We start from the raw sequence: 20,677 nt of genomic DNA on the forward strand, positions 1-20,677 counted from the left end.
GAAACATCTGAAGTTTCACCTTAGATTGTCGGGTGACGCCCATGCCTAGGGGACACAGTTAGGCAGGAAGTAGTGGAAATGAAAATTAAGTATAAGTTAATCGGATTGACCGTCTTGGCCGTCACGGCGTTGGTGGCTGTCCTGGGGATGAGTCAATTGGCCAACAAGCGGGTCATGATGATTAATGACTCAGTGGCCCAGGTGGCGCAATTGGAAGTCACCTTGCTGAACCTGCGTCGTAATGAAAAAGACTTTCTGATGCGGATGGATCTGAAATATCAGAAAAAGTTTCAGGATAACTATCAGCGTTTTCAAACTCAGATGAAGACGCTCAATCAGGATCTACACAGTTTGTCGATCACGATTCCGAGCCTGGAATCATTACCCAGCGTGATGGGGAACTACCAGCAGGGCATGATGATGTTGATCCAAGGGTATCAGCAGCTTGGCCTGACGCCAGCCGATGGGCTTGCCGGCAGTTTCATGGCGGCATCGGAGCAACTGATCCATGCAGCGAGCGAACAGCAGCGGGATATTCTGGCGGTCTTTAGCCTGGATGAGGCGGCGAAACTCTTTCTGATCACCGGGGATCAGGCTTATCTTGATGCTTATCAGGCGGGGCTGACCCGTTACGCTGCATTGCTGCAGGCAGACTTTGGGCACCAGTTCAGCCAGTTTGAGCAGGCTTTTGCCCGGATCGTTACCCAGAAGCAGACCATCGGCCTGAGTCACAACCAAGGCTTGCGCGGTGAGATCCGCGGCCAGTCCCATCAGGTGGAGGCGGTGTTCGGCGAAATGGTTGAGCAGCTCGAAGCTCAGGTCGCCGCAGAATACCGACTGGTGAATCAGCTTACGGTGGTGGCCGTGTTGGTGGTTGTGGCGTTGCTGGTGGGCATTTCCTGGTTGATCAGCCAGTCGATCCAGCGTCGGGTGAAAAATCTGAGCCAGTTGATGGCCACGATTGCGGAAAGCCATGACTTGACCTGTAAGGCCGATGAAACCGGTAAAGACGAGCTGGCTGAGATGGCTGTGAACTTTAACGGGCTGTTGGCGAGCTTGCGCTACCTGGTCGGTAATGTGCATCACGCCGTGAACGAACTGGGGGCGGCGTCTACCCAGCTGCAGCACCGGAGCCAGGCATCGGAAGCGGCGATGGCGCGGCAGCAGAGCGAAACTGACTCTGTCGCCACCGCCATTACCGAGATGGGGGTGACTATCCGGGAAATCGCCTCAAATACCGAGAACGCCGCCGGGAATGCCGAGCAGGGGTACCAGGGGGCGGAAGCCGGGCTGAACGAGGTCAGCGCGACCAAAGCTCGGATTCGCTCCCTGGCGGAAGGGCTGGCACTGGCCGGTGAGGAAGTCTCCAGCCTGTCGGGCTTGTCGGGCAGTATCGGCTCGGTGCTCGACGTGATTAAAGAGATTGCGGAGCAGACCAATCTGCTGGCGCTCAACGCGGCGATTGAAGCGGCGCGTGCCGGGGAGCAGGGCCGGGGGTTTGCCGTGGTGGCTGATGAAGTGCGTTCGCTGGCGCTGCGGACCCGCCAGTCTACTGAGGAGATCAGCACCATTATCGCCTCGCTCCAGGCGCAGACCGGTCAGGTGGTGAGCCATATCGGCCGCTGCCAGGAGCAGGGCGAGCAAAGTGTGCATCAGGCGGATAGTGCTGAGGAGAAAATTAGCCAGATCATGGCCGACATGCAGTTGATTATGGATACCAGCACCCAGATTGCAGCGGCAGTTGAGCAGCAGAGTCTGGTGTCGGAAGAAATTGGCCGCAATGTTACCTCGATCCGGGATATTACCGATCAGAACTCTGCGGTGGCACATGAAAATGCCCAGGCGGCCAATGCCGTTGCCAGCCAGGCATCATCTTTGGATCAGTCGATTGCGGCCTTTAAGGTATGAATCTAACTATGAGCGTCAGGCTTTCTGAGTAAACGAAAAAGCGAGCGGGGATCCCGCTCGCTTGTTTATTGGGGGGCTGTGCCCATTCATCGCTTCTTGGCTTGAAGTGTCAGCACGGCTGATCCGGCGTGAGGATAGTCGGCTGAAGGGTATCAAGCTGGTTCGGGTAATCCAGGGTGTAGTGCAACCCGCGGCTTTCCTTGCGTTCCAGCGCGCAGCGGACAATCAGCTCGGCTACCTGCAGTAGGTTACGGAGTTCCAGCAAGTTGTTGGAAACCCGGAAGTTGCCGTAATACTCGTTGACCTCTTCCTGCAGCAGTTGGATCCGCCGCATCGCGCGTTCCAGGCGCTTGGTGGTCCGGACAATACCGACATAGTCCCACATAAAGAGTCGCAGTTCATGCCAGTTGTGCTGGATCACAACCTCTTCGTCCGAGTTGCTGACCTGGCTCTCATCCCAGTCCGGCAGACTCTCAGGCAGGCTGACGTGGTCCAGCGCCTGGGTGATACTCTCCGCTGCCGCCCAGGCATAAACCACACACTCGAGCAGCGAGTTCGAGGCCATGCGGTTGGCGCCGTGCAGGCCGGTATAGCTGACTTCGCCAATCGCATACAGCCCGTCCAGATCGGTGCGGCCTTCTTTGTCGACGATCACTCCGCCGCAGGTATAGTGGGCGGCCGGAACAATCGGGATCGGCTCGCTTGTGATATCAATGCCGTAGGTGAGAAGCTTTTCATGGATCGTCGGGAAGTGCTTCTGGATAAAGTCCGCCGGCTTATGGCTGATATCCAGATACATGCAATCTGCCCCGAGGCGTTTCATCTCATAGTCAATGGCCCGGGCCACCACATCCCGCGGCGCCAGCTCGGCCCGCTTGTCGAAATCCGGCATAAAGCGGCTGCCGTCAGGGCGCCGCAGATAGGCGCCTTCACCACGCAGGGCTTCGGTCAGCAGAAAGTTACGCGCTTCCGGGTGGAACAGGCAGGTCGGGTGGAACTGGTTAAACTCCAGGTTGGCAACCCGGCACCCGGCGCGCCAGGCCATCGCAATGCCGTCACCGGAAGAGACATCGGGGTTGGAGGTGTACTGGTAGACCTTGGAGGCACCACCGGTCGCCAGCACGACAAATTTGGCGCGTACTGTTTCGACCACTTCCTGGTTCCGGTTCCAGATATAAGCGCCCAGCACCCGGTTAGGCTGTCCGGTGTTGCCGAGCTTCTGATGGGTGATCAAATCCAGGGCATTGTGCCGCTCCAGCACCTCGATATTGGGGTGGTTGTGGACATTTTCCTGAAGGGCGTTCTGAACCGCCATCCCCGTGGCATCCGCCGCATGCAGGATCCGGCGGTGGCTATGGCCGCCCTCGCGGGTCAGGTGATAGCGCGGGGCATCGTCGCTGTCGCTTTCTTCACGGTCGAACGGGACGCCGCCGTCGATCAGCCATTGCACGCAGTCTTTGGCATTCTCGGCAATAAAGCGCACTACGCTTTCGTCACATAGTTCGGCCCCGGCAATTTGGGTATCCTGGACGTGGGATTCGATGCTGTCCGACTCGTCAAAGACGGCGGCAATCCCGCCTTGGGCATAATAGGTCGCGCCTTCACTGCGCGGGCCTTTACTCAGGACAATCACTTTCCCTAGCGGTGCCAGTCGCAGTGCCAATGACAGTCCGGCCGCGCCGCTGCCGATGACTAACACGTCGCACAGATGTTCACGATTCTCGTTCATATCAATATCATATCCCTGTGGTAGTGACGCTATGGTAGCAAAATCCGTCTCATTTGTTCATTTTTGACTGCGGGTTAACCACTTCATATCTTGACGAGGTATAATCGTCCGTTAACCTAATTGCAATACAGTTTTCTCAGTAATCAGAAATCGTGCATTGTGAAGCAGAAATAATGTTGATGGCGGGAACTTTGTTTGGCGCATTGAGTCTGAATAAGTGCTCATGCTCATTTATTTCATAGATGCCTGTTTTGCCTGGGCTTTGAACAGTGGGCCCGGCGCAATGCCTGTGGCATTGCGCGTCGGTGGAGACTTGCGGCAGGTGCAGGAAATCCGAGTGAAAGACAGATATAGGAGTACACGCTCGAATGAGCGAGCAGCAAACTGATCAGGTCCTAGTAGAGCGGGTACAGCGAGGAGACAAGCAGGCATTTAACCTGCTTGTTGCGAAATACCAGAACAAGGTATGTAGTCTGGTAGCTCGGTATGTGAGTAACTCTGGTGATGTGCCGGATGTTGCTCAAGAGGCTTTTATCAAAGCTTACCGTGCCCTGCCGACGTTTCGCGGTGAAAGTGCGTTTTATACTTGGCTGTACCGGATTGCCGTGAATACGGCAAAAAATTACCTGGTGGCTCAGGGGCGGCGTCCGCCGGCATCCGATGTTGATGCGGAAGAGGCCGAATATTTCGAAAGCGGCAATGCGCTGAAAGAAATATCGAACCCTGAGAACCAAATGTTGTCTGACGAATTAAAGCGGGTTGTTTTCAGTACCATTGAAGCGTTACCGGATGATCTGAAAACAGCAATTACCTTACGTGAGTTGGAAGGACTCAGCTATGAGGAAATTGCTGAGGTAATGGGTTGTCCTGTCGGTACAGTGCGATCACGTATTTTCCGTGCACGAGAGGCTGTTGAAAAACGAATTCGCCCTCTGATGCAGCGTTAAATGTTAAGCCAAACGGTGAACAAACATGGCTGATAAGCAAAAGATTTCGGCACTACTCGATGGTGAAGAGCTCGATCAGAGCATCATCAATGCGCTGGCCGCAGATGATGACTGCCGGGAGAGCTGGCAGCATTATTCTCTGATCGGGGATGTGATGCGAGGGGAAGCGCCCCAGAATCCGGACTGGGATATTACCGCCCGGGTTGCGATGGCACTCGAAGATGAACCGGCACACCAAGGCCCGGTTGAAACCGAACCTGCGCCTGTGGTAGATCTGGCAACTGTCCGTGAACAGGCCCAGGCCCAGCCGTCCCCGCAGCAGGCCAAGCGCACCTTACCGGCCTGGCTGACCCAATTGGGTCAGGTGGCGGTCGCAGCCAGTGTTTCGCTGGCGGTGATTGTTGGGGTGCAACAATATAATGGTGGTGAGGAAACCCTGATGGTTTCTTCAGAAGAATCTCAAGTTCCGGTATTGCAGACCATCCCTTTTGCCGGCGTTGCCGAACCTGTTAGTCTGACCCGGGACTCCGTGCGGAGCAGTAACCATCATGCCGCGCCGAGTGAAGCACAAGTGATGGAGCAACGCCGACGGATTAATGCCATGCTTCAGGACTATGAACTCCAACTGCGTTTAAACGCTGAAGATGGCAGTATTGACAGAGCCTTGCTTGAACAACATTAAACTGGCGGATAAATGAGAAAAATTCTGGTCGGTGCGTTGACACTGGTCAGCCTGTTGATGCCATGGCAAGCCTCTGCTGAAGAAACAGCTTCTTCGGCAGAGGCTTTGTTACATCAAATGGACGAGGCTAGCCGCGAGCTCAGTTATGAGCTGTCGTATATACTCATCAAGAAAAATAGTATTGAGCCGCTGCGTTATCGCCATAGCTTGGAAAATGGTGAGACGTTTGCGCACCTGGTTTACCTGAGCGGGCCGCCGCGGGAAGTGATCCAGCGCGGCAGCGAAGTCAGTTATTTTGAGCCGGGACTGGATCCGTTCACCATCCACAGCAACAAGATGGTGGCGCCGCTGCCGCCAATCATGAGATCCGATATCACCGCCCTGGCGAAGTATTATGACTTCATTTCTATGGGCCGGGCCCGGGAAGCCGGGGTCGGTTGTGATGTGGTGCGGGTCGCGCCGAAAGACGGGGCGCGTTATTCCTACCTGTTGTGGGTCGATACCCGGAGCAAGCTGGTGATGCGGGCTGATTTGCTCGATCGTGACGGCGAGCCGCTGGAGCAATACCGGGCGGTGTCTTATGTGGTGAACCCGAAAGTCGGGGAAGTGCTGCAAAGCCTCAAAAACATTGAGTTACCGGCGGTGGTACAGTTGCCGCCCCAGCCGCAGGTTGAGCTGGGCTGGCAGGTGAAGTGGCTGCCGCAGGGGTTCGAGACGGTGTCGCATAATCGTCACCGGCTGATGATGACCGAGCGCCCGGTCGAGAGCAAAATGTTCAGCGACGGCTTGTTCAGCTTTTCGATTTATGTTGCCGCGGCGGATCAGTACACGGTCCGTGAGCAGCTGGTGCGCCAGGGACGCCGGACGCTGCACAGCTACCTGGCCAAGGGCAAAGAAGTGACGGTGGTGGGGGATATCCCGCCAGCTACCGCCCGCCGGGTTGCCGAATCAGTGGCGTTTACGGCGGCGAACAACAAGGGTGATCAACCATGATGCGCTCACTGGCGACCGTGGTGTCTGTCGCACCCGGCCGGATCACCGTCAGCTGCCAGCAGGAAACCAGCTGCGGGCACTGTGCCTCTCGCGACAGCTGCGGGACCGGGATTGTCAGCAAGGCAGTGCCGGGACGCAGCCACCAGATCGATATTCCTACCCGCGAGCCTGTCCGTGTCGGCGAGGTGGTGGAAATTGGTCTGCCCGAACAAAGCATGCTCAATTCAGCCCTCTTAGTCTACGTGCTGCCTCTGCTATGCTTGATTCTGGGCGCTGTTGTCGGCCAGTGGTGGTTTGTCGATCTGGCGGGCGGCGGTGAGCCGGCGGTGATCCTGACCGCGGCGCTCAGTGCCGGGGCCGGGCTGCTGCTGGCACGTCGGCTGGCCAGGCGACTGGAACATCAGACAGCCTATAAACCCAGCCTGATTCGGGTGTTAGGCAGCCCACTTGCGGCAACGCAATTGATAAATGCCGCACCGAAAGATAGCAGCTAGCGGTGAAATTGGGTAGAATCGGCCAAATTGATCTGTAGATCCCATTCATTTTTAATCACGAGTTAGTCACGCCAATTCATGAAGCACATTCGTAACTTTTCGATTATTGCACACATCGACCATGGTAAGTCGACGTTATCTGACCGCCTGATCCAAGTCTGTGGTGGCCTTTCCGATCGTGAAATGGCAGCCCAGGTGCTGGACTCCATGGACCTTGAGCGCGAGCGCGGTATCACTATCAAAGCCCAGAGCGTGACGCTCGACTATCAGGCGAAAGATGGTGAAACTTACCAGCTGAACTTTATCGACACTCCGGGACACGTTGACTTCTCTTATGAAGTTTCCCGCTCTCTGGCCGCCTGTGAAGGGGCGCTGCTGGTGGTGGATGCCGGTCAGGGGGTTGAAGCCCAGACGCTGGCCAACTGTTACACCGCGATCGAAATGGATCTGGAAGTGGTGCCGATTTTGAACAAAATCGACCTGCCAGCTGCCGATCCTGAGCGAGTTGCGGAAGAAATTGAAGAAATCGTTGGTATCGACGCCCTGGAAGCGACCCGTTGCTCGGCGAAGACCGGCCTGGGTGTCGAAGATGTGTTGGAGAATATTGTCAGCGCTATCCCGGCACCGGAAGGTGATCCGGACGCGCCGTTGCAGGCGCTGATCATCGATTCCTGGTTCGATAACTACCTCGGCGTGGTGTCGCTGGTGCGGATCAAGAACGGTGAGCTGAAGAAAAATGACAAAATCAAGGTGATGAGCACCGGTCAGGTCTGGGGCGTGGATCGCCTGGGTATCTTCACGCCGAAGCAAGTTGACACCGGCGTTCTCAAAACCGGTGAAGTGGGCTGGGTGGTTTGTGGTATCAAAGACATCCTGGGCGCCCCGGTGGGGGATACCCTGACCCACGCGAAAAACGGTTGTACCGAGGCGTTGCCGGGTTTCCAGAAAGTGAAACCGCAGGTTTATGCCGGCCTGTTCCCTGTCTCTTCTGATGATTACGAGAACTTCCGGGATGCGCTGGGCAAGCTGAGTCTGAACGACGCCTCGCTGTTCTATGAGCCGGAAAGCTCCGCGGCCCTGGGCTTTGGTTTCCGTTGTGGTTTCCTGGGCATGCTGCACATGGAAATCATCCAGGAGCGCCTGGAGCGCGAATACGATCTGGATCTGATCACCACGGCGCCGACGGTTGTGTATGAGGTGAAGAAGACCGACGGCACCATGGTGTATGTCGACAGCCCGGCCAAGCTGCCGGCGGTCAACGATATTGAGGTTGTTGGTGAGCCGATTGCCCGCTGTAATATCCTGGTCCCGAGTGACTACCTGGGTAACGTTATCACCCTGTGTGTGGAGAAGCGCGGTGTGCAGGTCGACATGGTCTACCACGGCAACCAGGTGGCCCTGACTTACGACATTCCGATGTCGGAAGTGGTGCTGGACTTCTTCGATCGCCTGAAATCCACCTCGCGTGGCTATGCGTCACTGGATTACAACTTCCAGCGCTACCAGGAGTCAGATATGGTTCGGGTCGATATCCTGCTCAATGGTGATCGGGTCGATGCTCTGGCGATTATCACACACAAGGATAACGCCCAGTACCGGGGGCGTGATCTGGTTGAGAAAATGAAAGAGTTCATCCCTCGCCAGATGTTCGACATCGCGATCCAGGCAGCGATTGGCAACCACATCATTGCTCGCTCAACGGTGAAACAGTTACGCAAGAACGTAATCGCCAAGTGTTACGGCGGTGACGTGAGTCGTAAGAAAAAGCTGCTGCAGAAGCAGAAAGAAGGTAAGAAACGGATGAAGCAGATCGGTAACGTCGAGCTGCCTCAGGAAGCCTTCCTGGCAATTCTGCATGTGGGTAAAGATAAGTAACAACGAAACTCATGGCTGTTGCCGGTTCCTTGGGGGATCGCTTGATTACCGGGTTCACGCGGCAATAACCACTGAGCAGTGCAGCAAGTTCGCTTGCTGCACTGTTACATTTATTAGGGATTAAAATGGCAAATACTTTTTCGCTTATTCTGGTGCTGGCCACGCTGGTCACCGGGATCATTTGGGTACTGGAGAAATTTTTCTGGGCGCCGAAACGTCAAATGAAGATTGATGCCGCCGCCTTAAATGCCGGCGATCAAGTCGATGCTAAAACCCTACAAGCCGTAGCACCGCAACCGAGCTGGGTCGAATCGACCAGTTCGCTGTTTCCGGTGATTGCGCTCATTATGGTATTTCGCTCATTTATTTATGAGCCGTTCCAGATCCCATCCGGCTCAATGATGCCGACGCTGTTGGTGGGAGATTTCATCCTGGTTGAGAAATACGCCTATGGCCTGCGGGATCCGGTTTTCCGACACAAGCTGGTGGAAACTGGTGAGCCGGAGCGCGGCGATATTGTGGTGTTCAAGTTCCCGCCTCAACCGAATATTGACTATATCAAGCGTGTCGTTGGCCTGCCGGGTGATACCGTTCGCTACAGTGCTCACAAACAATTGTGTGTGGCCCCGAAAGGCAGCAATGAATGTACTCCGGTCCCGCTGGACAATATGACGGACAGCGATTTCAGCCAGGGGATGACCCGTTTGGTGCAGTTCAATGAACAACTGGGCGAACAAGAACACCAAATTCTGATCCACCCGCTCAAGCGGGACCGCGTCTTGAACTACAAGCCGCGTCCGGGGATCAGCGAATGGGTGGTGCCGCAAGGACAGTATTTCGTCATGGGTGACAATCGCGACAACAGTGCCGATAGCCGTTATTGGGGATTTGTGCCTGAAGCCAATTTGGTGGGTAAGGCGGTCGGGATCTGGATCAGCTTTGAGTTTGAACGCAGTGCTGAGAGTGCACTTCCATCTTGGATTCCTACCGGTGTGCGATTCAGTCGCATCGGTGGCATAAACTGATCGGGAAAAAATGACGTCTCCTGCTAATAAACTGCAGCGTAAGCTGGGTTATCAATTTAACAATACTGATTTACTGACTTTGGCCCTGACACACCGCAGTGCCAATGGTACACATAACGAGCGCCTGGAATTTCTGGGCGATTCAATTCTGAGCTTCGTGATTGCCGACGATCTCTACCACCGCTTTCCGGCTGTGGATGAAGGGGATATGAGCCGGATGCGCGCGACCCTGGTTCGGGGCAAAACCCTGGCGGAGCTGGGCCGGGAGTTCGAGCTGGGCGATCATTTGCTGTTGGGCCCGGGGGAGCTGAAAAGCGGCGGCTTCCGCCGTGATTCGATCCTGGCGGACTGCGTCGAAGCCATTATCGGGGCGATTTACCTCGACAGCGACATTGAGAGCGTGCGTAAGATCGTACTGGGCTGGTACCAGTCGCGCCTGGAAACCATCAAACCGGGGATTAACCAGAAAGATCCCAAGACTCGCCTTCAGGAGTGTCTGCAGGGGCGCCGTTTGCCGTTGCCTGCATATACTGTAACTAAGGTGCACGGTGAGGCTCACAATCAGGAGTTTACCGTACAGTGTGAAGTCGCAGGCCTGGAGAAGCCTGTGGTTGGTAAAGGCGGCAGTCGGCGCAAGGCAGAGCAGGCAGCAGCAGAAATTGCGCTTAAGCAGTTGGAATCATGACAGACAAAACACATTGCGGCTTTATTGCCATTGTCGGCCGGCCAAATGTCGGCAAGTCGACGCTCCTGAACCGTTTGGTCGGCCAGAAGCTCTCGATTACCTCGCGTAAACCCCAGACCACCCGTCACCGGATTATGGGAGTGGATACCCGCGATGGTTACCAGGCGGTCTACGTGGACACCCCGGGGCTGCACATCGAAGAGAAACGCACCATCAACCGCCTGATGAACCGCGCGGCCAGTAGCTCACTGACCGACGTGGAGCTGGTATTGTTCCTGGTCGACGGCACCCTGTGGACACCCGATGATGAGATGGTGCTGAATAAGCTGGCCAAGTCGCAGTTGCCGACTGTGTTGCTGGTCAACAAGGTTGATAACGTCAAAGAGAAATACGATCTGTTCCCGCATCTGGAAGCACTGGCGAGCAAGATGGAGTTTGTCGATGTGGTTCCGATGTCTGCCAAGCACGGCACCAATGTTGATGCGGTCGAAAAAATTGTCCGTAAACACCTGCCGGAAGGGGAATACTACTTCCCGGAAGAGTATGTCACGGACCGTTCGCAGCGCTTTATGGCCTCGGAGATCATCCGCGAAAAACTGATGCGTTTTACCGGCGATGAGCTGCCGTACTCGGTGACGGTGGAGATTGAGCGATTTGATTACAACCCTGATACCGACGGTTTTGATATCAACGGCCTGATCCTGGTCGAGCGCAAGGGTCAGAAGAAAATGGTGATCGGCAAAGGCGGCGATAAGATCAAAACCATTGGCCGCGAAGCGCGGATCGATATGGAAGATTTGTTCGAGCGTAAGGTTTACCTGGAGCTGTGGGTGAAAGTGAAGTCGGGTTGGGCAGATGACGAGCGCGCCCTGCGAAGCCTGGGCTATATCGACGATCTGTAAGGGGCACCATGGAGGGGCTACAGCGCTGTTTTGTCCTTCATTCGCGTCCTTATAGCGAGACGAGCCTGATCCTGGATGTTTTCAGTGAGGACTCAGGCCGTGTCACCCTCCTTGCCAAAGGCGCGCGCCGCAAGCGATCCAACCTCAAAGGCGCGCTGCAACCTTTTACACCGCTGTTCATGAAGTGGTCAGGCCGGGGCTCAATGCCGGTCCTGACCCAGGCTGAACCGATCAGCATCGGTCTGCCGATGCGCAGCTATATCCTGTACTCCGCCATGTATGTCAATGAAATCCTGGCGCGGGTACTGGAGCCCAATACCCCTTACCCGGTGTTGTTTCTGGATTATCTGAATGCGCTGCGCGAGCTGGCGCAGGCGGATAACCCAGAGCCTGCACTGCGGCGTTTTGAACTGGCTCTGTTGTACCATCTCGGTTATGGCATTGATTTTCTCCACTGCGCCGGCAGCGGCCTGCCGGTCGAGGATGAAATGACCTACACCTACCGCGAGCAGCGGGGCTTTATTGCCTCGATGGTCCAGGGGCAACTGTCGTTTACCGGCCGTCAGCTCAAGGCCATTGCTGCCAGACACTTTGAAAGCCCGGATCAGCTCCGGGCGGCAAAACGCTTTACACGGATAGCCCTGAAACCGTATCTTGGCGGCAAACCATTAAAAAGCAGGGAATTGTTTACCCTCAGAGGAAGGAGTTCCGGAAAATGAACAACATCTTACTTGGCGTCAATATCGATCATATTGCGACCTTGCGCAATGCCCGCGGGACCCGTTACCCGGATCCGGTGCATGCCGCGGAAGTGGCCGAGCGTGCCGGTGCCGATGGCATCACCATCCACTTGCGTGAAGATCGCCGTCATATCACCGACCGCGATGTTCGGATTCTGCGCGAAACCATCCAGACCCGGATGAACCTGGAAATGGCGGTGACCGATGAAATGGTTCAGATTGCGCTGGACACCAAGCCGGAGTTTGTCTGTCTGGTTCCGGAAAAGCGGGAAGAGCTGACCACTGAAGGCGGCCTGGATGTGGCCGGCCAGCTGGAGAAAATCAAAGCGGCGACTGAAAAACTGGCAGCAGCCGGGATTAAGGTGTCGCTGTTCATCGATGCCGACCGGACCCAGATTGATGCAGCCGTCGCCTGTGGTGCGCCTTACATTGAGCTGCACACCGGCCACTACGCCGATGCCGAGACGGAAACGGAGCAGCAGGCGGAGCTGAAGAAAATTGCCGCAGCGGCCAGCTATGCCCATGATCAGGGAATCAAGGTCAATGCCGGCCATGGTCTGACCTATCATAATGTCAAGCCGATCGCGGCGCTGCCGGAACTCTATGAGCTCAATATTGGCCACTCGATCATTGGCCGCGCGGTGTTTGACGGCCTGCACAAAGCCGTCGCCGATATGAAAGCGGTGATGCAGGAAGCCCAGCGCTAATGGCAATCCTGGGGCTGGGCACCGATATTGCGGAGATCGGCCGGGTGGAGCAAGTCTACGCCCGGACCGGCGATGCATTTGCCGAACGGGTGCTGGCACCGGATGAACTGGCGATTTTTCATCGCCTCAGGCACAAAGCCCGTTATCTGGCCAAGCGCTTTGCGGTCAAAGAAGCCGCCGCCAAGGCACTTGGCACCGGCATTGCCTGCGGGGTGACGTTTCATGATTTCATCGTCAGCAATGACGAACTGGGCAAGCCCGTGCTGGCTTTGTCCGGCAAAGCGGCAGAACTTGCCCAGGTGATGGGCGCCCGCCATGTGCACCTGACGATTGCCGATGAGAAGCACTATGCGGTGGCAACGGTGATCCTTGAAAGTTGAAACGGATGGCATCGCTGTTGGGCGTTGCGTCTGTGATCCCTCAGGTATGATTCGCTCCAGAGAAGCAAAAAGCGAGCTGAGTGCTCGCCTTTTTGATGGGGCGGGTTTGAGTCGCGGCCTAGGGCCGGTAGGCCTTGGACGCCTTGACGACATTATTCATCTCATCGATGAGCTCAAACAGCTCCGGCTCAATATCGTCGGTGCTGGCGCCGGCCTTGAGCGCGGTTTCTAGCGTGTGGCACAAGCTCTTCAAACGTGGGACCCCACTGTAGGCGCAGCTGCCGTGTAGTTTGTGGATCGGCGGCCACAACTCGATCGCTTTGCCGTCCAGCGCTTCATTGACCAGCATTTCCACTTCCGGCATGTAGTCGAGCAGCATCTGCAGCATGTCCCGGGCCAGCTCTTCTTTTCCTGCGGCTTGTTTCAGGGCCAGATCCCAATCCCAGCTGATATTTTGATTTACGGGCTCCGGTTGTGGTTCCGGGTTGGCAAGCTGCTCACCGTTGGGGGTTGCGTCCGGCGCGGTGTCATCGGTTCGGATCCACTTGGCCAGGATTTGTTGCAGGATGTGCTCTTCAATCGGCTTGGTCAGGTAGTCATCCATCCCGGCATTGAGCAGGCGCTCGCGCTCACCGGCCATGGCGTGGGCAGTGACGGCAATCACCGGGGTGTGGTGGTTCAGATCGGTTTTATGGATTTCCTGGCAGGCGGTGACGCCGTCCATTTCCGGCATCTGGATATCCATAAAGATCAAATCAAAGTGTTTTTGGTGGGCATACTCGACCGCTTTTCGCCCGCCGGTGGCGGTGATCACGGTTTCGACCCGCTCGCTCAACAGGGCGGAAATCAGCTTGAGGTTAGCCGGGTTATCATCCACCGCCATCACCGTCAGCGGCACGATGTTCTGGCTCGGCGTCGGCAGCAGTTGCGGTGTTGGCTCTGCCAGCTCGTCCGGCTCGGTGATCAGGGTTTCCAGCAATTTGCGCTGGGCCAGGGGTTTGGGCAGACAGGCAGTTACCCCGGCGTTGATCAGGCGCTCTGACAGCGCCAGCTCGGTGGTCGGCAGGCAGACCATCACTTTCTCGCTGTGTTGCTCGGCTTTAAACACCATATCGAGCAGGGTGGCGATCGGCGGCTGCTCGCCCGGAGGCAGGCAGAGCAGGGCAAATTCATGTTGTTCGGCCTCCTCGGGCATGCTCGAGCGGTAGGTGACATGGATCCCGGCCCGGATCAGGCGCTGTTGCAGAATCGAGGCGGCCTGCATGTTTGGCTCGATCAGCAGCAGCTTTTTGCCGGTGAGCGAGGTGGTATCGATAGGCTGCGAGACCGGCAGATCGGTTTTGGTCAGGCGTAGGCTGAACCAGAAGGTTGAGCCCTGGTGCAGGCGGCTGGTCAGGCTGATCTCACCGCCCATCTGGGTGACCAGCTTCTGGGTGATCACCAGCCCCAGCCCGGTGCCGCCGTAGCGGCGGGAAATACTGGCATCGGCCTGGCTGAACGCCTGGAACAACTGGGCCTGCTGACGCTCGGAGATCCCGATCCCGGTATCGCGGACCATAAACTGCAGCTCGACGGTCTCGTCTTTATCTGCTTTGAGTTCGACCGACACATCAATATTGCCGCGCTCGGTGAACTTCACCGCGTTGCCGATCAGGTTGGTCAGCACTTGCTGGATCCGCAACGGATCGCCGATCATCCCGGTCGGGATCCGGTTGTCGATTTTCAGCGTCAGCTCCAGTCCTTTTTCATGGGCGCTCGGCGCCAGCAGTTTCATGACTTCATCGAGCGATTCGCTGAAGTCGAACGGGATATTCTCCAGCAGCAACTTGCCGGCTTCGAGTTTCGAGAAATCGAGAATGTCGTTGATGATGGTCAGCAGGTTGTTGGCTGATTTCTCGATCGTTTGCAGGTAATCCTGTTGGCTGCTGCTGAGTCGGGTTTTGAGCATCTGGCGGGTAAAGCCGATCACGCCGTTGAGCGGAGTACGCAGCTCATGGGACATATTGGCCAGGAACTCAGATTTCACCCGCGCCGCTTCCTGAGCCCGCTTTTTGGCGATGTCCAGCTCGACGTTCTGGATCTCCAGTTGCTCCAGGGTTTCCCGCAGATCCGAGGTGGCCTGGTCGATGCTTTGCTGCATTTCGATATGGTATTCCGACAGCGAGATCGCCATGGCGTTGATGCCGTTTTTCAGGGTGTCGAGCTCGCCCAGCAGCTCGCCTTCAATCCGGACATCGAGATGGCCGCGGCGTATCCGGTCGACAACGCTGACCATATGAGAAATCGGCCGGGTGACATCGCGCATCAGGCGGTAGGCAAACAGTGAGGCCAGGGTCAGGCCCAGCAGCAGGACCATCAGGGCGGTGAAGACCTCCTGGTATTGCTGTAGGCGCAGGGCGCTGAGATCAAGTTCCAGGGCGATGTAGCCGAGTGGTTTGGCCTGGCGTCCCGGATCGGAAAGAGTACTGAACTGGCCTTCACTGAGGATAGGCGCGCGTAGGATCAGGGCATTTTCATGGAGCCGGGTATCGAGCAGTAGTGGGATTGGCTGGTCGTCCGGATACATCAGGGTTTCAAAATTGCGGTGGAAGTTGGAGGTCACGAACAGCTGGTTGTCGGCATCGAACACCGCAATACTGCGGATGATCTCTGAGTGTTTGCGATGGGCATAGCTGATCAGGCGCCGGACCGCTTCGCGGTTTTTGTCGGTCATGCCGTATTCGGTGGAAATCGCAAGGGGTTCGATAATACTGGCACCGGTCGAAATCAGCTGATGTTCGAGGTCTCGGTAGCGGCTCATGGTGAAAAAAGCGCTCAGTAGCAGGCCGATAATCAGCGTCGGTGCTAATGTCAGGGTGAACACCCTGGCACGAAGTCCATATTTGGTCATGGTTCTCTTAATTACAAGAATGCGATTCTGTGGGAGAATTGTCCTCCACCTGTGGCCGTTAGCTTAATGAAATGATGGCTGCTCGACAATCAACGAATACCAAACTGCTGGCAATATCACTCAGTTTGGTTGATCTGCTCCGTGAGTCAAAACACTATGGCACGCTTTTTTAAGCCTCAGAAACGAAAATTAACCGATACCAAGCACAAGGAAATGACCATTCGCCGCCTCGATCACCTCGGCGCCGGGATTGGTCATCTCGGTAAAAAGCCGGTATTTGTTGACGGGGCGCTGCCGGACGAAACGGTTGTAGTGCAACTGACCGAAGATAAAAAGCAGTATGCCCGCGCCAAAGTGATCAAGCGCCTGAACGACAGTCCGGCGCGGACTCAGCCGCAGTGCCCTATCTATGAGCAGTGCGGGGGCTGTAATTTACAGCACTTGTCCCACGCCGGCCAGGTGGCTGCCAAGCAGCAGGCCCTGGGCGAGTTGATGGGCAAGTTTGCCGCCTCGGCGCAAGGACAGTCTTTTGAACAGGCGCCGCCCATTGCCGCGGACGCCTGGCACTATCGCCGCCGGGCGCGGTTCAGCCTGCGCGCTGAGGGCGGGCCGCTGCAGTTTGGTTTTCGCCGCAAGCAGAGCAAAGCCATCGTTGATGTCAGCCACTGTCCGGTACTGGTCGGATCCCTGAATGCATTGTTGCCGCCATTGTGGGAATTGCTGGCGGGCCTGAAGGGGAAAAAGCATCTCGGACATGTCGAGCTGGTGGAAGCAGACAACGGCCGGGTGGTGATGATCCGCCATCTGCAGCCGTTCAATGAATCAGACCGGGCAGCCCTGCTCAGTTTTGCCGAGCAGTACGGGGTGATCCTGTACTTGGCTCCGACGGCCGACAGCCTGGAGCGCGTTGCCGGTGAGGCACCTTATTATGCGCTGGACGGACAGAAGCTTTATTTCACCCCGCGCGATTTCATCCAGGTCAACGCATCGGTCAATGCCAGGATGGTGCAGCAGGCGCTGGACTGGCTCGAGGTCGGGCCGCAGGATCGGGTGTTGGATTTATTCTGCGGTTTAGGTAACTTTAGTTTACCCTTAGCCAAAGTCGCGCAGGCGGTGGTCGGCGTCGAAGGGGTGGATGAGATGGTCCACCGGGCGACGGACAATGCGACGCAGGCGCAGTTGACCAATACCGAATTTTACCAGGCTAACCTGGAGCAGGATGTGACCACTCAGCCCTGGGCGCAGACGCCGTTTTCCAAGATTTTGCTTGATCCGGCCCGGGCGGGGGCGGCGGGCGTGATGGCGCATGTGGTCAAGCTGGCTCCAGAGCGAGTGGTGTATGTGTCCTGCAACCCGGCCACGCTGGCCCGGGACAGTCAGGTCTTGTTGCAGCAGGGGTATCAGTTGGCGCGTTTGGGAATGCTGGATATGTTCCCTCACACCGGACACTTAGAATCAATGGCCTTGTTTATCCAGTCGGAGCAGGGTCGCAAAAAATAGTGTTGAATCACGATAGAACAACAGGATAGAGAAATGGTCGCAGTTCGCGGTGCGCATTTAAAGGAAAATGAGACATTTGAGCTTGCTGCTTGGGTCGAGAGCCTGAAGCAGGACGCCGGTGTGGCGAAGCAGATCAAACACACCTATCAACGTTGTATCGAGCTGACGGGCGAGGAACCGTCGGCGCCACAGCTGTTGTGGCGCGGTCGCGAGATGGTTGAGATCCTGGTGACCCTGAGTATGGATCAGGACACCCTGGTCTCAGCCTTGCTGTTCCCGCTGGTAGAGGTGGGCGTCTACAGCCACGAGCAGCTCATGGAAGATTACCAGAATCCCATCGCGCAGATGGTGGCCGGGGTGGAGCAGATGGCGGCGATCGGTCAGCTAAAATCCACGACCGAAGGAGCGACGCAGTCGGCGCAAGTGGATAACATCCGCCGGATGCTGCTGTCGATGGTGGATGATTTCCGCTGCGTGGTCATCAAGCTGGCCGAGCGGATCTGTAACCTGCGGGCCGTCAAAGATGAGCCGGATGAGGTGCGCCGCGCGGCAGCGAAGGAGTGTGCCAACATTTATGCCCCGCTGGCCAACCGGTTGGGCATCGGTCAGCTCAAATGGGAAATTGAAGATTACGCCTTCCGCTATAACCACCCCAATACCTACAAGCAGATTGCCAAGCAGCTGTCTGAGCGTCGGATCGACCGTGAGCATTATATTGAGCATTTTGTCGAAGACTTAGACCGCGCCATGAAGGCGTCCAATATCAAGGCGGAAGTCCACGGTCGCCCGAAGCATATCTACAGTATCTGGCGTAAGATGCAGAAGAAGAACCTGGCATTCGACGAGCTGTTTGACGTCCGGGCGGTGAGGATCATCGCCGATCAGCTGCAGGACTGTTACGCCGCGCTGGGTGTGGTGCATACCAAGTACCGTCATCTGCCGAAAGAGTTCGATGACTACGTTGCCAATCCGAAACCGAACGGTTATCAGTCGATCCACACCGTGGTGCTGGGACCGGAAGGGAAAACCATCGAGATCCAGATCCGGACTAAGCAGATGCATGAAGAGTCGGAGCTGGGGGTGGCCGCGCACTGGAAATATAAAGAAGGCGCAACCGGCGGCGCCAAGTCGGCCTACGACGAGAAAATCAACTGGCTGCGTAAGCTGCTGGCCTGGCAGGAAGAGATGTCCGATTCCGGCGAGATGCTCGAAGAGCTGCGCAGCCAGGTGTTTGATGACCGGGTTTATGCCTTTACCCCGAAAGGGGATGTGGTCGATTTGCCGATGAATGCCACTCCGCTGGATTTTGCCTATCACATCCACTCGGAAGTGGGGCACCGTTGTATCGGGGCCAAGGTGGAAGGACGGATTGTACCGTTTACCTATCATCTGCAAATGGGCGATCAGGTTGAGATCATCACCCAGAAAGAGCCGAACCCGTCGCGCGACTGGCTGAACCCGAACCTGGGCTTTGTCAATTCCAGCCGGGCCCGGGCCAAGGTGCATGCCTGGTTCCGCAAACAGGATCGCGATAAGAATATCCTCGCCGGGCGCGAGATTTTGGAGACCGAGCTGGCCAAAATTGGCGCGACGCTCAAAGATGCCGAAGCTTATGCCCTGAAGCGGTTTAATGTGCCCTCGCCGGTAGAGCTGTATGCCGGGATCGGCAGCGGCGACTTGCGGATCAACCAGGTGGTTAACCACATCAATGCCCTGGTCAACAAGCCCACCGCCGAGGAAGAAGATCAGCAACTGCTGGAGAAACTCAGCGAGACCGGGACCCGGACCATCAAGAAACCGCAGCGCGATGCCGTGGTGGTCGAAGGGGTCGATAACCTGATGACCCATCTGGCACGTTGCTGTCAGCCAATTCCGGGCGACGATATCCAGGGCTTTGTCACCCAGGGGCGCGGTATTTCCGTGCACCGGCAGGACTGCGAGCAGCTGGAAGAGTTGCGCCATGTCGCGCCGGAGCGGATCATTGATACCGTTTGGGGCGGTGGCTTTGTCGGTAACTATACCCTGACAGTGCGAGTGACTGCCGCCGAGCGCAACGGGCTGCTCAAGGAGCTGACCAATACCTTTGCCAACGAGAAGGTGAAAGTGGCTGGGGTGAAGAGCCGGATTGATTTCAAAAAGCAGATGTCGATCATGGACTTCGATCTGGAGCTGACCGATCTGGAAGTGCTGAGCCGGGTGCTCAAGCGGGTCGAGCAGGTTAAAGACGTTGCTGAGGCCAAGCGGCTTCATTAAGGTTGTCAGCGTTCAAGCGCGAACAACGCATTGCGACAACGGGTAGCCTGGCTGCCCGTTTTTGTATCGCCAGCAGATTAAACAGGTAGTATTTGACATGAGTGATAAAGCACCGGCGCCAATCGAGCAACTGATCGAAATTATGGCCAAACTCCGAGATCCGGAGACGGGGTGTCCGTGGGATCTGAAGCAGGATTTTGCCTCTATCGTGCCGCACACCCTAGAAGAAGCTTATGAAGTGGCTGATGCCATTGCGCAGCAGAACTGGGGCGAGGTTCGCGAAGAGCTGGGCGACTTGTTGTTTCAGGTGATTTTTTACAGCCAGCTCGGCAAAGAGCAGGGGCTGTTTGCCTTTGATGATGTGGTTCGCAGCATCAATGAAAAGCTGATCCGTCGCCATCCCCATGTGTTCGGTAACACTGAGTTTGCCAGCGAAGCCGATATCCATGCTAACTGGGAAGCGGAAAAAGCCAAAGAGCGGGCCGAGAAAGGCGAAGACCTCAGCCTGTTGGCCAATATTCCCAAGGCGCTGCCGGCGCTGATTCGGGCGGAGAAAATTCAAAAGCGCTGCGCCAAGCACGGGTTTGACTGGGACAGTCTGGGACCTGTGGTGGATAAGGTACGCGAAGAGATTGACGAAGTGATGGAAGAGGCCATCCAGGTGGCACCGTCCCAGGACAGAGTCGAAGATGAAATCGGCGATCTGCTGTTTGCGGTGGTCAACCTTAGCCGTCACCTTCAGGTGAAACCGGAGGTGGCGTTGCAGCGGGCCAATCAGAAATTCGAGCGCCGCTTTCGCGAAGTTGAAAAAAGTGTGCTAGAACAAGGAAAGCGTGTTGAAGAGTGCTCTCTGGAAACGCTGGATCATGAGTGGAATCGCGTCAAACAGCGTGAGCGTTAACCCGGTGCTGCAACACGGTTGAGTGGCTGAGGTGCTGACGATAGCCTACTTGGGGATCTTTGATTT

General features: G+C 56.4%; 17 protein-coding genes. 15 read left to right on the forward strand and 2 right to left on the reverse strand.

Annotated elements, in window-relative coordinates; all coding sequences use genetic code 11:
* Window positions 1-78 precede the first annotated feature (78 nt).
* Window positions 79-1,908, forward strand: a complete 1,830-nt coding sequence (locus NNL38_RS02385) for a methyl-accepting chemotaxis protein (protein ID WP_255389458.1) — start codon at window positions 79-81, stop codon at window positions 1,906-1,908.
* A gap of 109 nt (window positions 1,909-2,017) precedes the next feature.
* On the opposite strand, the gene nadB is transcribed toward NNL38_RS02385, so the two are convergent.
* Complete coding sequence (gene nadB / locus NNL38_RS02390) at window positions 2,018-3,637, reverse strand: L-aspartate oxidase (protein ID WP_255389459.1); 1,620 nt, start codon at window positions 3,635-3,637, stop codon at window positions 2,018-2,020.
* Between the two features lie 368 nt (window positions 3,638-4,005).
* On the opposite strand from nadB, the gene rpoE reads away from it, so the two are divergent.
* The 11 genes from rpoE to acpS all read left to right on the forward strand — a co-directional run bounded on the left by rpoE (window position 4,006) and on the right by acpS (window position 13,067).
* Window positions 4,006-4,584: an RNA polymerase sigma factor RpoE gene (gene rpoE, locus NNL38_RS02395; protein ID WP_255389460.1), complete on the forward strand. Its 579-nt coding sequence runs from the start codon at window positions 4,006-4,008 to the stop codon at window positions 4,582-4,584.
* A gap of 25 nt (window positions 4,585-4,609) precedes the next feature.
* The gene (locus tag NNL38_RS02400) at window positions 4,610-5,266 is read left to right on the forward strand and encodes an RseA family anti-sigma factor (protein WP_255389461.1); all 657 of its coding nucleotides are present in this window, start codon (window positions 4,610-4,612) and stop codon (window positions 5,264-5,266) included.
* Between the two features lie 12 nt (window positions 5,267-5,278).
* The gene (gene rseB, locus NNL38_RS02405) at window positions 5,279-6,259 is read left to right on the forward strand and encodes a sigma-E factor regulatory protein RseB (protein WP_255389462.1); all 981 of its coding nucleotides are present in this window, start codon (window positions 5,279-5,281) and stop codon (window positions 6,257-6,259) included.
* Entirely contained in the window at window positions 6,256-6,753 is a 498-nt protein-coding gene (locus NNL38_RS02410; protein ID WP_255389463.1) for a SoxR reducing system RseC family protein, read from the forward strand. Before rseB ends, NNL38_RS02410 begins: the two co-directional genes overlap by 4 nt.
* 78 nt (window positions 6,754-6,831) lie before the next feature.
* On the forward strand, window positions 6,832-8,628 hold the full coding sequence (lepA, locus tag NNL38_RS02415) for a translation elongation factor 4 (RefSeq protein WP_255389464.1): 1,797 nt from the start codon (window positions 6,832-6,834) through the stop codon (window positions 8,626-8,628).
* 125 nt (window positions 8,629-8,753) lie between these two features.
* Window positions 8,754-9,653 carry a signal peptidase I gene (gene lepB, locus NNL38_RS02420; protein WP_255389465.1) on the forward strand — a complete coding sequence of 300 codons (900 nt, stop codon included), beginning with the start codon at window positions 8,754-8,756 and terminating at the stop codon, window positions 9,651-9,653.
* Between the two features lie 10 nt (window positions 9,654-9,663).
* A complete protein-coding gene (gene rnc / locus NNL38_RS02425; protein ID WP_255389467.1) occupies window positions 9,664-10,338 on the forward strand; it encodes a ribonuclease III in 675 nt (224 codons plus the stop codon).
* A complete protein-coding gene (gene era, locus NNL38_RS02430; RefSeq protein WP_255389469.1) occupies window positions 10,335-11,240 on the forward strand; it encodes a GTPase Era in 906 nt (301 codons plus the stop codon). The genes rnc and era overlap by 4 nt, the downstream gene beginning before the upstream one ends.
* 8 nt (window positions 11,241-11,248) lie before the next feature.
* Window positions 11,249-11,959, forward strand: coding sequence for a DNA repair protein RecO (gene recO / locus NNL38_RS02435; protein ID WP_255389470.1), 711 nt, complete (start codon window positions 11,249-11,251; stop codon window positions 11,957-11,959).
* Window positions 11,956-12,687, forward strand: coding sequence for a pyridoxine 5'-phosphate synthase (pdxJ, locus tag NNL38_RS02440; RefSeq protein WP_255389471.1), 732 nt, complete (start codon window positions 11,956-11,958; stop codon window positions 12,685-12,687). Before recO ends, pdxJ begins: the two co-directional genes overlap by 4 nt.
* On the forward strand, window positions 12,687-13,067 hold the full coding sequence (gene acpS, locus NNL38_RS02445) for a holo-ACP synthase (RefSeq protein ID WP_255389472.1): 381 nt from the start codon (window positions 12,687-12,689) through the stop codon (window positions 13,065-13,067). The genes pdxJ and acpS overlap by 1 nt, the downstream gene beginning before the upstream one ends.
* 118 nt (window positions 13,068-13,185) lie before the next feature.
* Here acpS and barA read toward each other — a convergent pair whose 3' ends face one another.
* The gene (gene barA / locus NNL38_RS02450; protein ID WP_255389473.1) at window positions 13,186-15,957 is read right to left on the reverse strand and encodes a two-component sensor histidine kinase BarA; all 2,772 of its coding nucleotides are present in this window, start codon (window positions 15,955-15,957) and stop codon (window positions 13,186-13,188) included.
* A 156-nt stretch (window positions 15,958-16,113) separates the two neighbouring features.
* Here barA and rlmD point away from each other — a divergent pair, with 156 nt between their 5' ends.
* From rlmD to mazG, 3 genes are all read left to right on the forward strand, one after another.
* A complete protein-coding gene (rlmD, locus tag NNL38_RS02455) occupies window positions 16,114-17,457 on the forward strand; it encodes a 23S rRNA (uracil(1939)-C(5))-methyltransferase RlmD (RefSeq protein ID WP_255389474.1) in 1,344 nt (447 codons plus the stop codon).
* A 33-nt stretch (window positions 17,458-17,490) separates the two neighbouring features.
* The gene (gene relA, locus NNL38_RS02460; protein WP_255389476.1) at window positions 17,491-19,710 is read left to right on the forward strand and encodes a GTP diphosphokinase; all 2,220 of its coding nucleotides are present in this window, start codon (window positions 17,491-17,493) and stop codon (window positions 19,708-19,710) included.
* A 97-nt stretch (window positions 19,711-19,807) separates the two neighbouring features.
* Window positions 19,808-20,611, forward strand: coding sequence for a nucleoside triphosphate pyrophosphohydrolase (mazG, locus tag NNL38_RS02465; protein WP_255389477.1), 804 nt, complete (start codon window positions 19,808-19,810; stop codon window positions 20,609-20,611).
* The last annotated feature ends 66 nt before the right edge of the window (window positions 20,612-20,677 follow it).

Source organism: Photobacterium atrarenae (assembly GCF_024380015.1).
In the GTDB taxonomy this organism is placed as follows: Bacteria; Pseudomonadota; Gammaproteobacteria; order Enterobacterales; family Vibrionaceae; genus Photobacterium; species Photobacterium atrarenae.

What these genes read in the sequence shown, in the direction of transcription:
- NNL38_RS02385 (WP_255389458.1), top strand. Translation starts at nt 79, where the DNA reads ATGAAAATTAAGTATAAGTTAATCGGATTGACCGTCTTGGCCGTCACG.
- nadB (WP_255389459.1), bottom strand. Translation starts at nt 3,637, where the DNA reads ATGAACGAGAATCGTGAACATCTGTGCGACGTGTTAGTCATCGGCAGC.
- rpoE (WP_255389460.1), top strand. Translation starts at nt 4,006, where the DNA reads ATGAGCGAGCAGCAAACTGATCAGGTCCTAGTAGAGCGGGTACAGCGA.
- NNL38_RS02400 (WP_255389461.1), top strand. Translation starts at nt 4,610, where the DNA reads ATGGCTGATAAGCAAAAGATTTCGGCACTACTCGATGGTGAAGAGCTC.
- rseB (WP_255389462.1), top strand. Translation starts at nt 5,279, where the DNA reads ATGAGAAAAATTCTGGTCGGTGCGTTGACACTGGTCAGCCTGTTGATG.
- NNL38_RS02410 (WP_255389463.1), top strand. Translation starts at nt 6,256, where the DNA reads ATGATGCGCTCACTGGCGACCGTGGTGTCTGTCGCACCCGGCCGGATC.
- lepA (WP_255389464.1), top strand. Translation starts at nt 6,832, where the DNA reads ATGAAGCACATTCGTAACTTTTCGATTATTGCACACATCGACCATGGT.
- lepB (WP_255389465.1), top strand. Translation starts at nt 8,754, where the DNA reads ATGGCAAATACTTTTTCGCTTATTCTGGTGCTGGCCACGCTGGTCACC.
- rnc (WP_255389467.1), top strand. Translation starts at nt 9,664, where the DNA reads ATGACGTCTCCTGCTAATAAACTGCAGCGTAAGCTGGGTTATCAATTT.
- era (WP_255389469.1), top strand. Translation starts at nt 10,335, where the DNA reads ATGACAGACAAAACACATTGCGGCTTTATTGCCATTGTCGGCCGGCCA.
- recO (WP_255389470.1), top strand. Translation starts at nt 11,249, where the DNA reads ATGGAGGGGCTACAGCGCTGTTTTGTCCTTCATTCGCGTCCTTATAGC.
- pdxJ (WP_255389471.1), top strand. Translation starts at nt 11,956, where the DNA reads ATGAACAACATCTTACTTGGCGTCAATATCGATCATATTGCGACCTTG.
- acpS (WP_255389472.1), top strand. Translation starts at nt 12,687, where the DNA reads ATGGCAATCCTGGGGCTGGGCACCGATATTGCGGAGATCGGCCGGGTG.
- barA (WP_255389473.1), bottom strand. Translation starts at nt 15,957, where the DNA reads ATGACCAAATATGGACTTCGTGCCAGGGTGTTCACCCTGACATTAGCA.
- rlmD (WP_255389474.1), top strand. Translation starts at nt 16,114, where the DNA reads ATGGCACGCTTTTTTAAGCCTCAGAAACGAAAATTAACCGATACCAAG.
- relA (WP_255389476.1), top strand. Translation starts at nt 17,491, where the DNA reads ATGGTCGCAGTTCGCGGTGCGCATTTAAAGGAAAATGAGACATTTGAG.
- mazG (WP_255389477.1), top strand. Translation starts at nt 19,808, where the DNA reads ATGAGTGATAAAGCACCGGCGCCAATCGAGCAACTGATCGAAATTATG.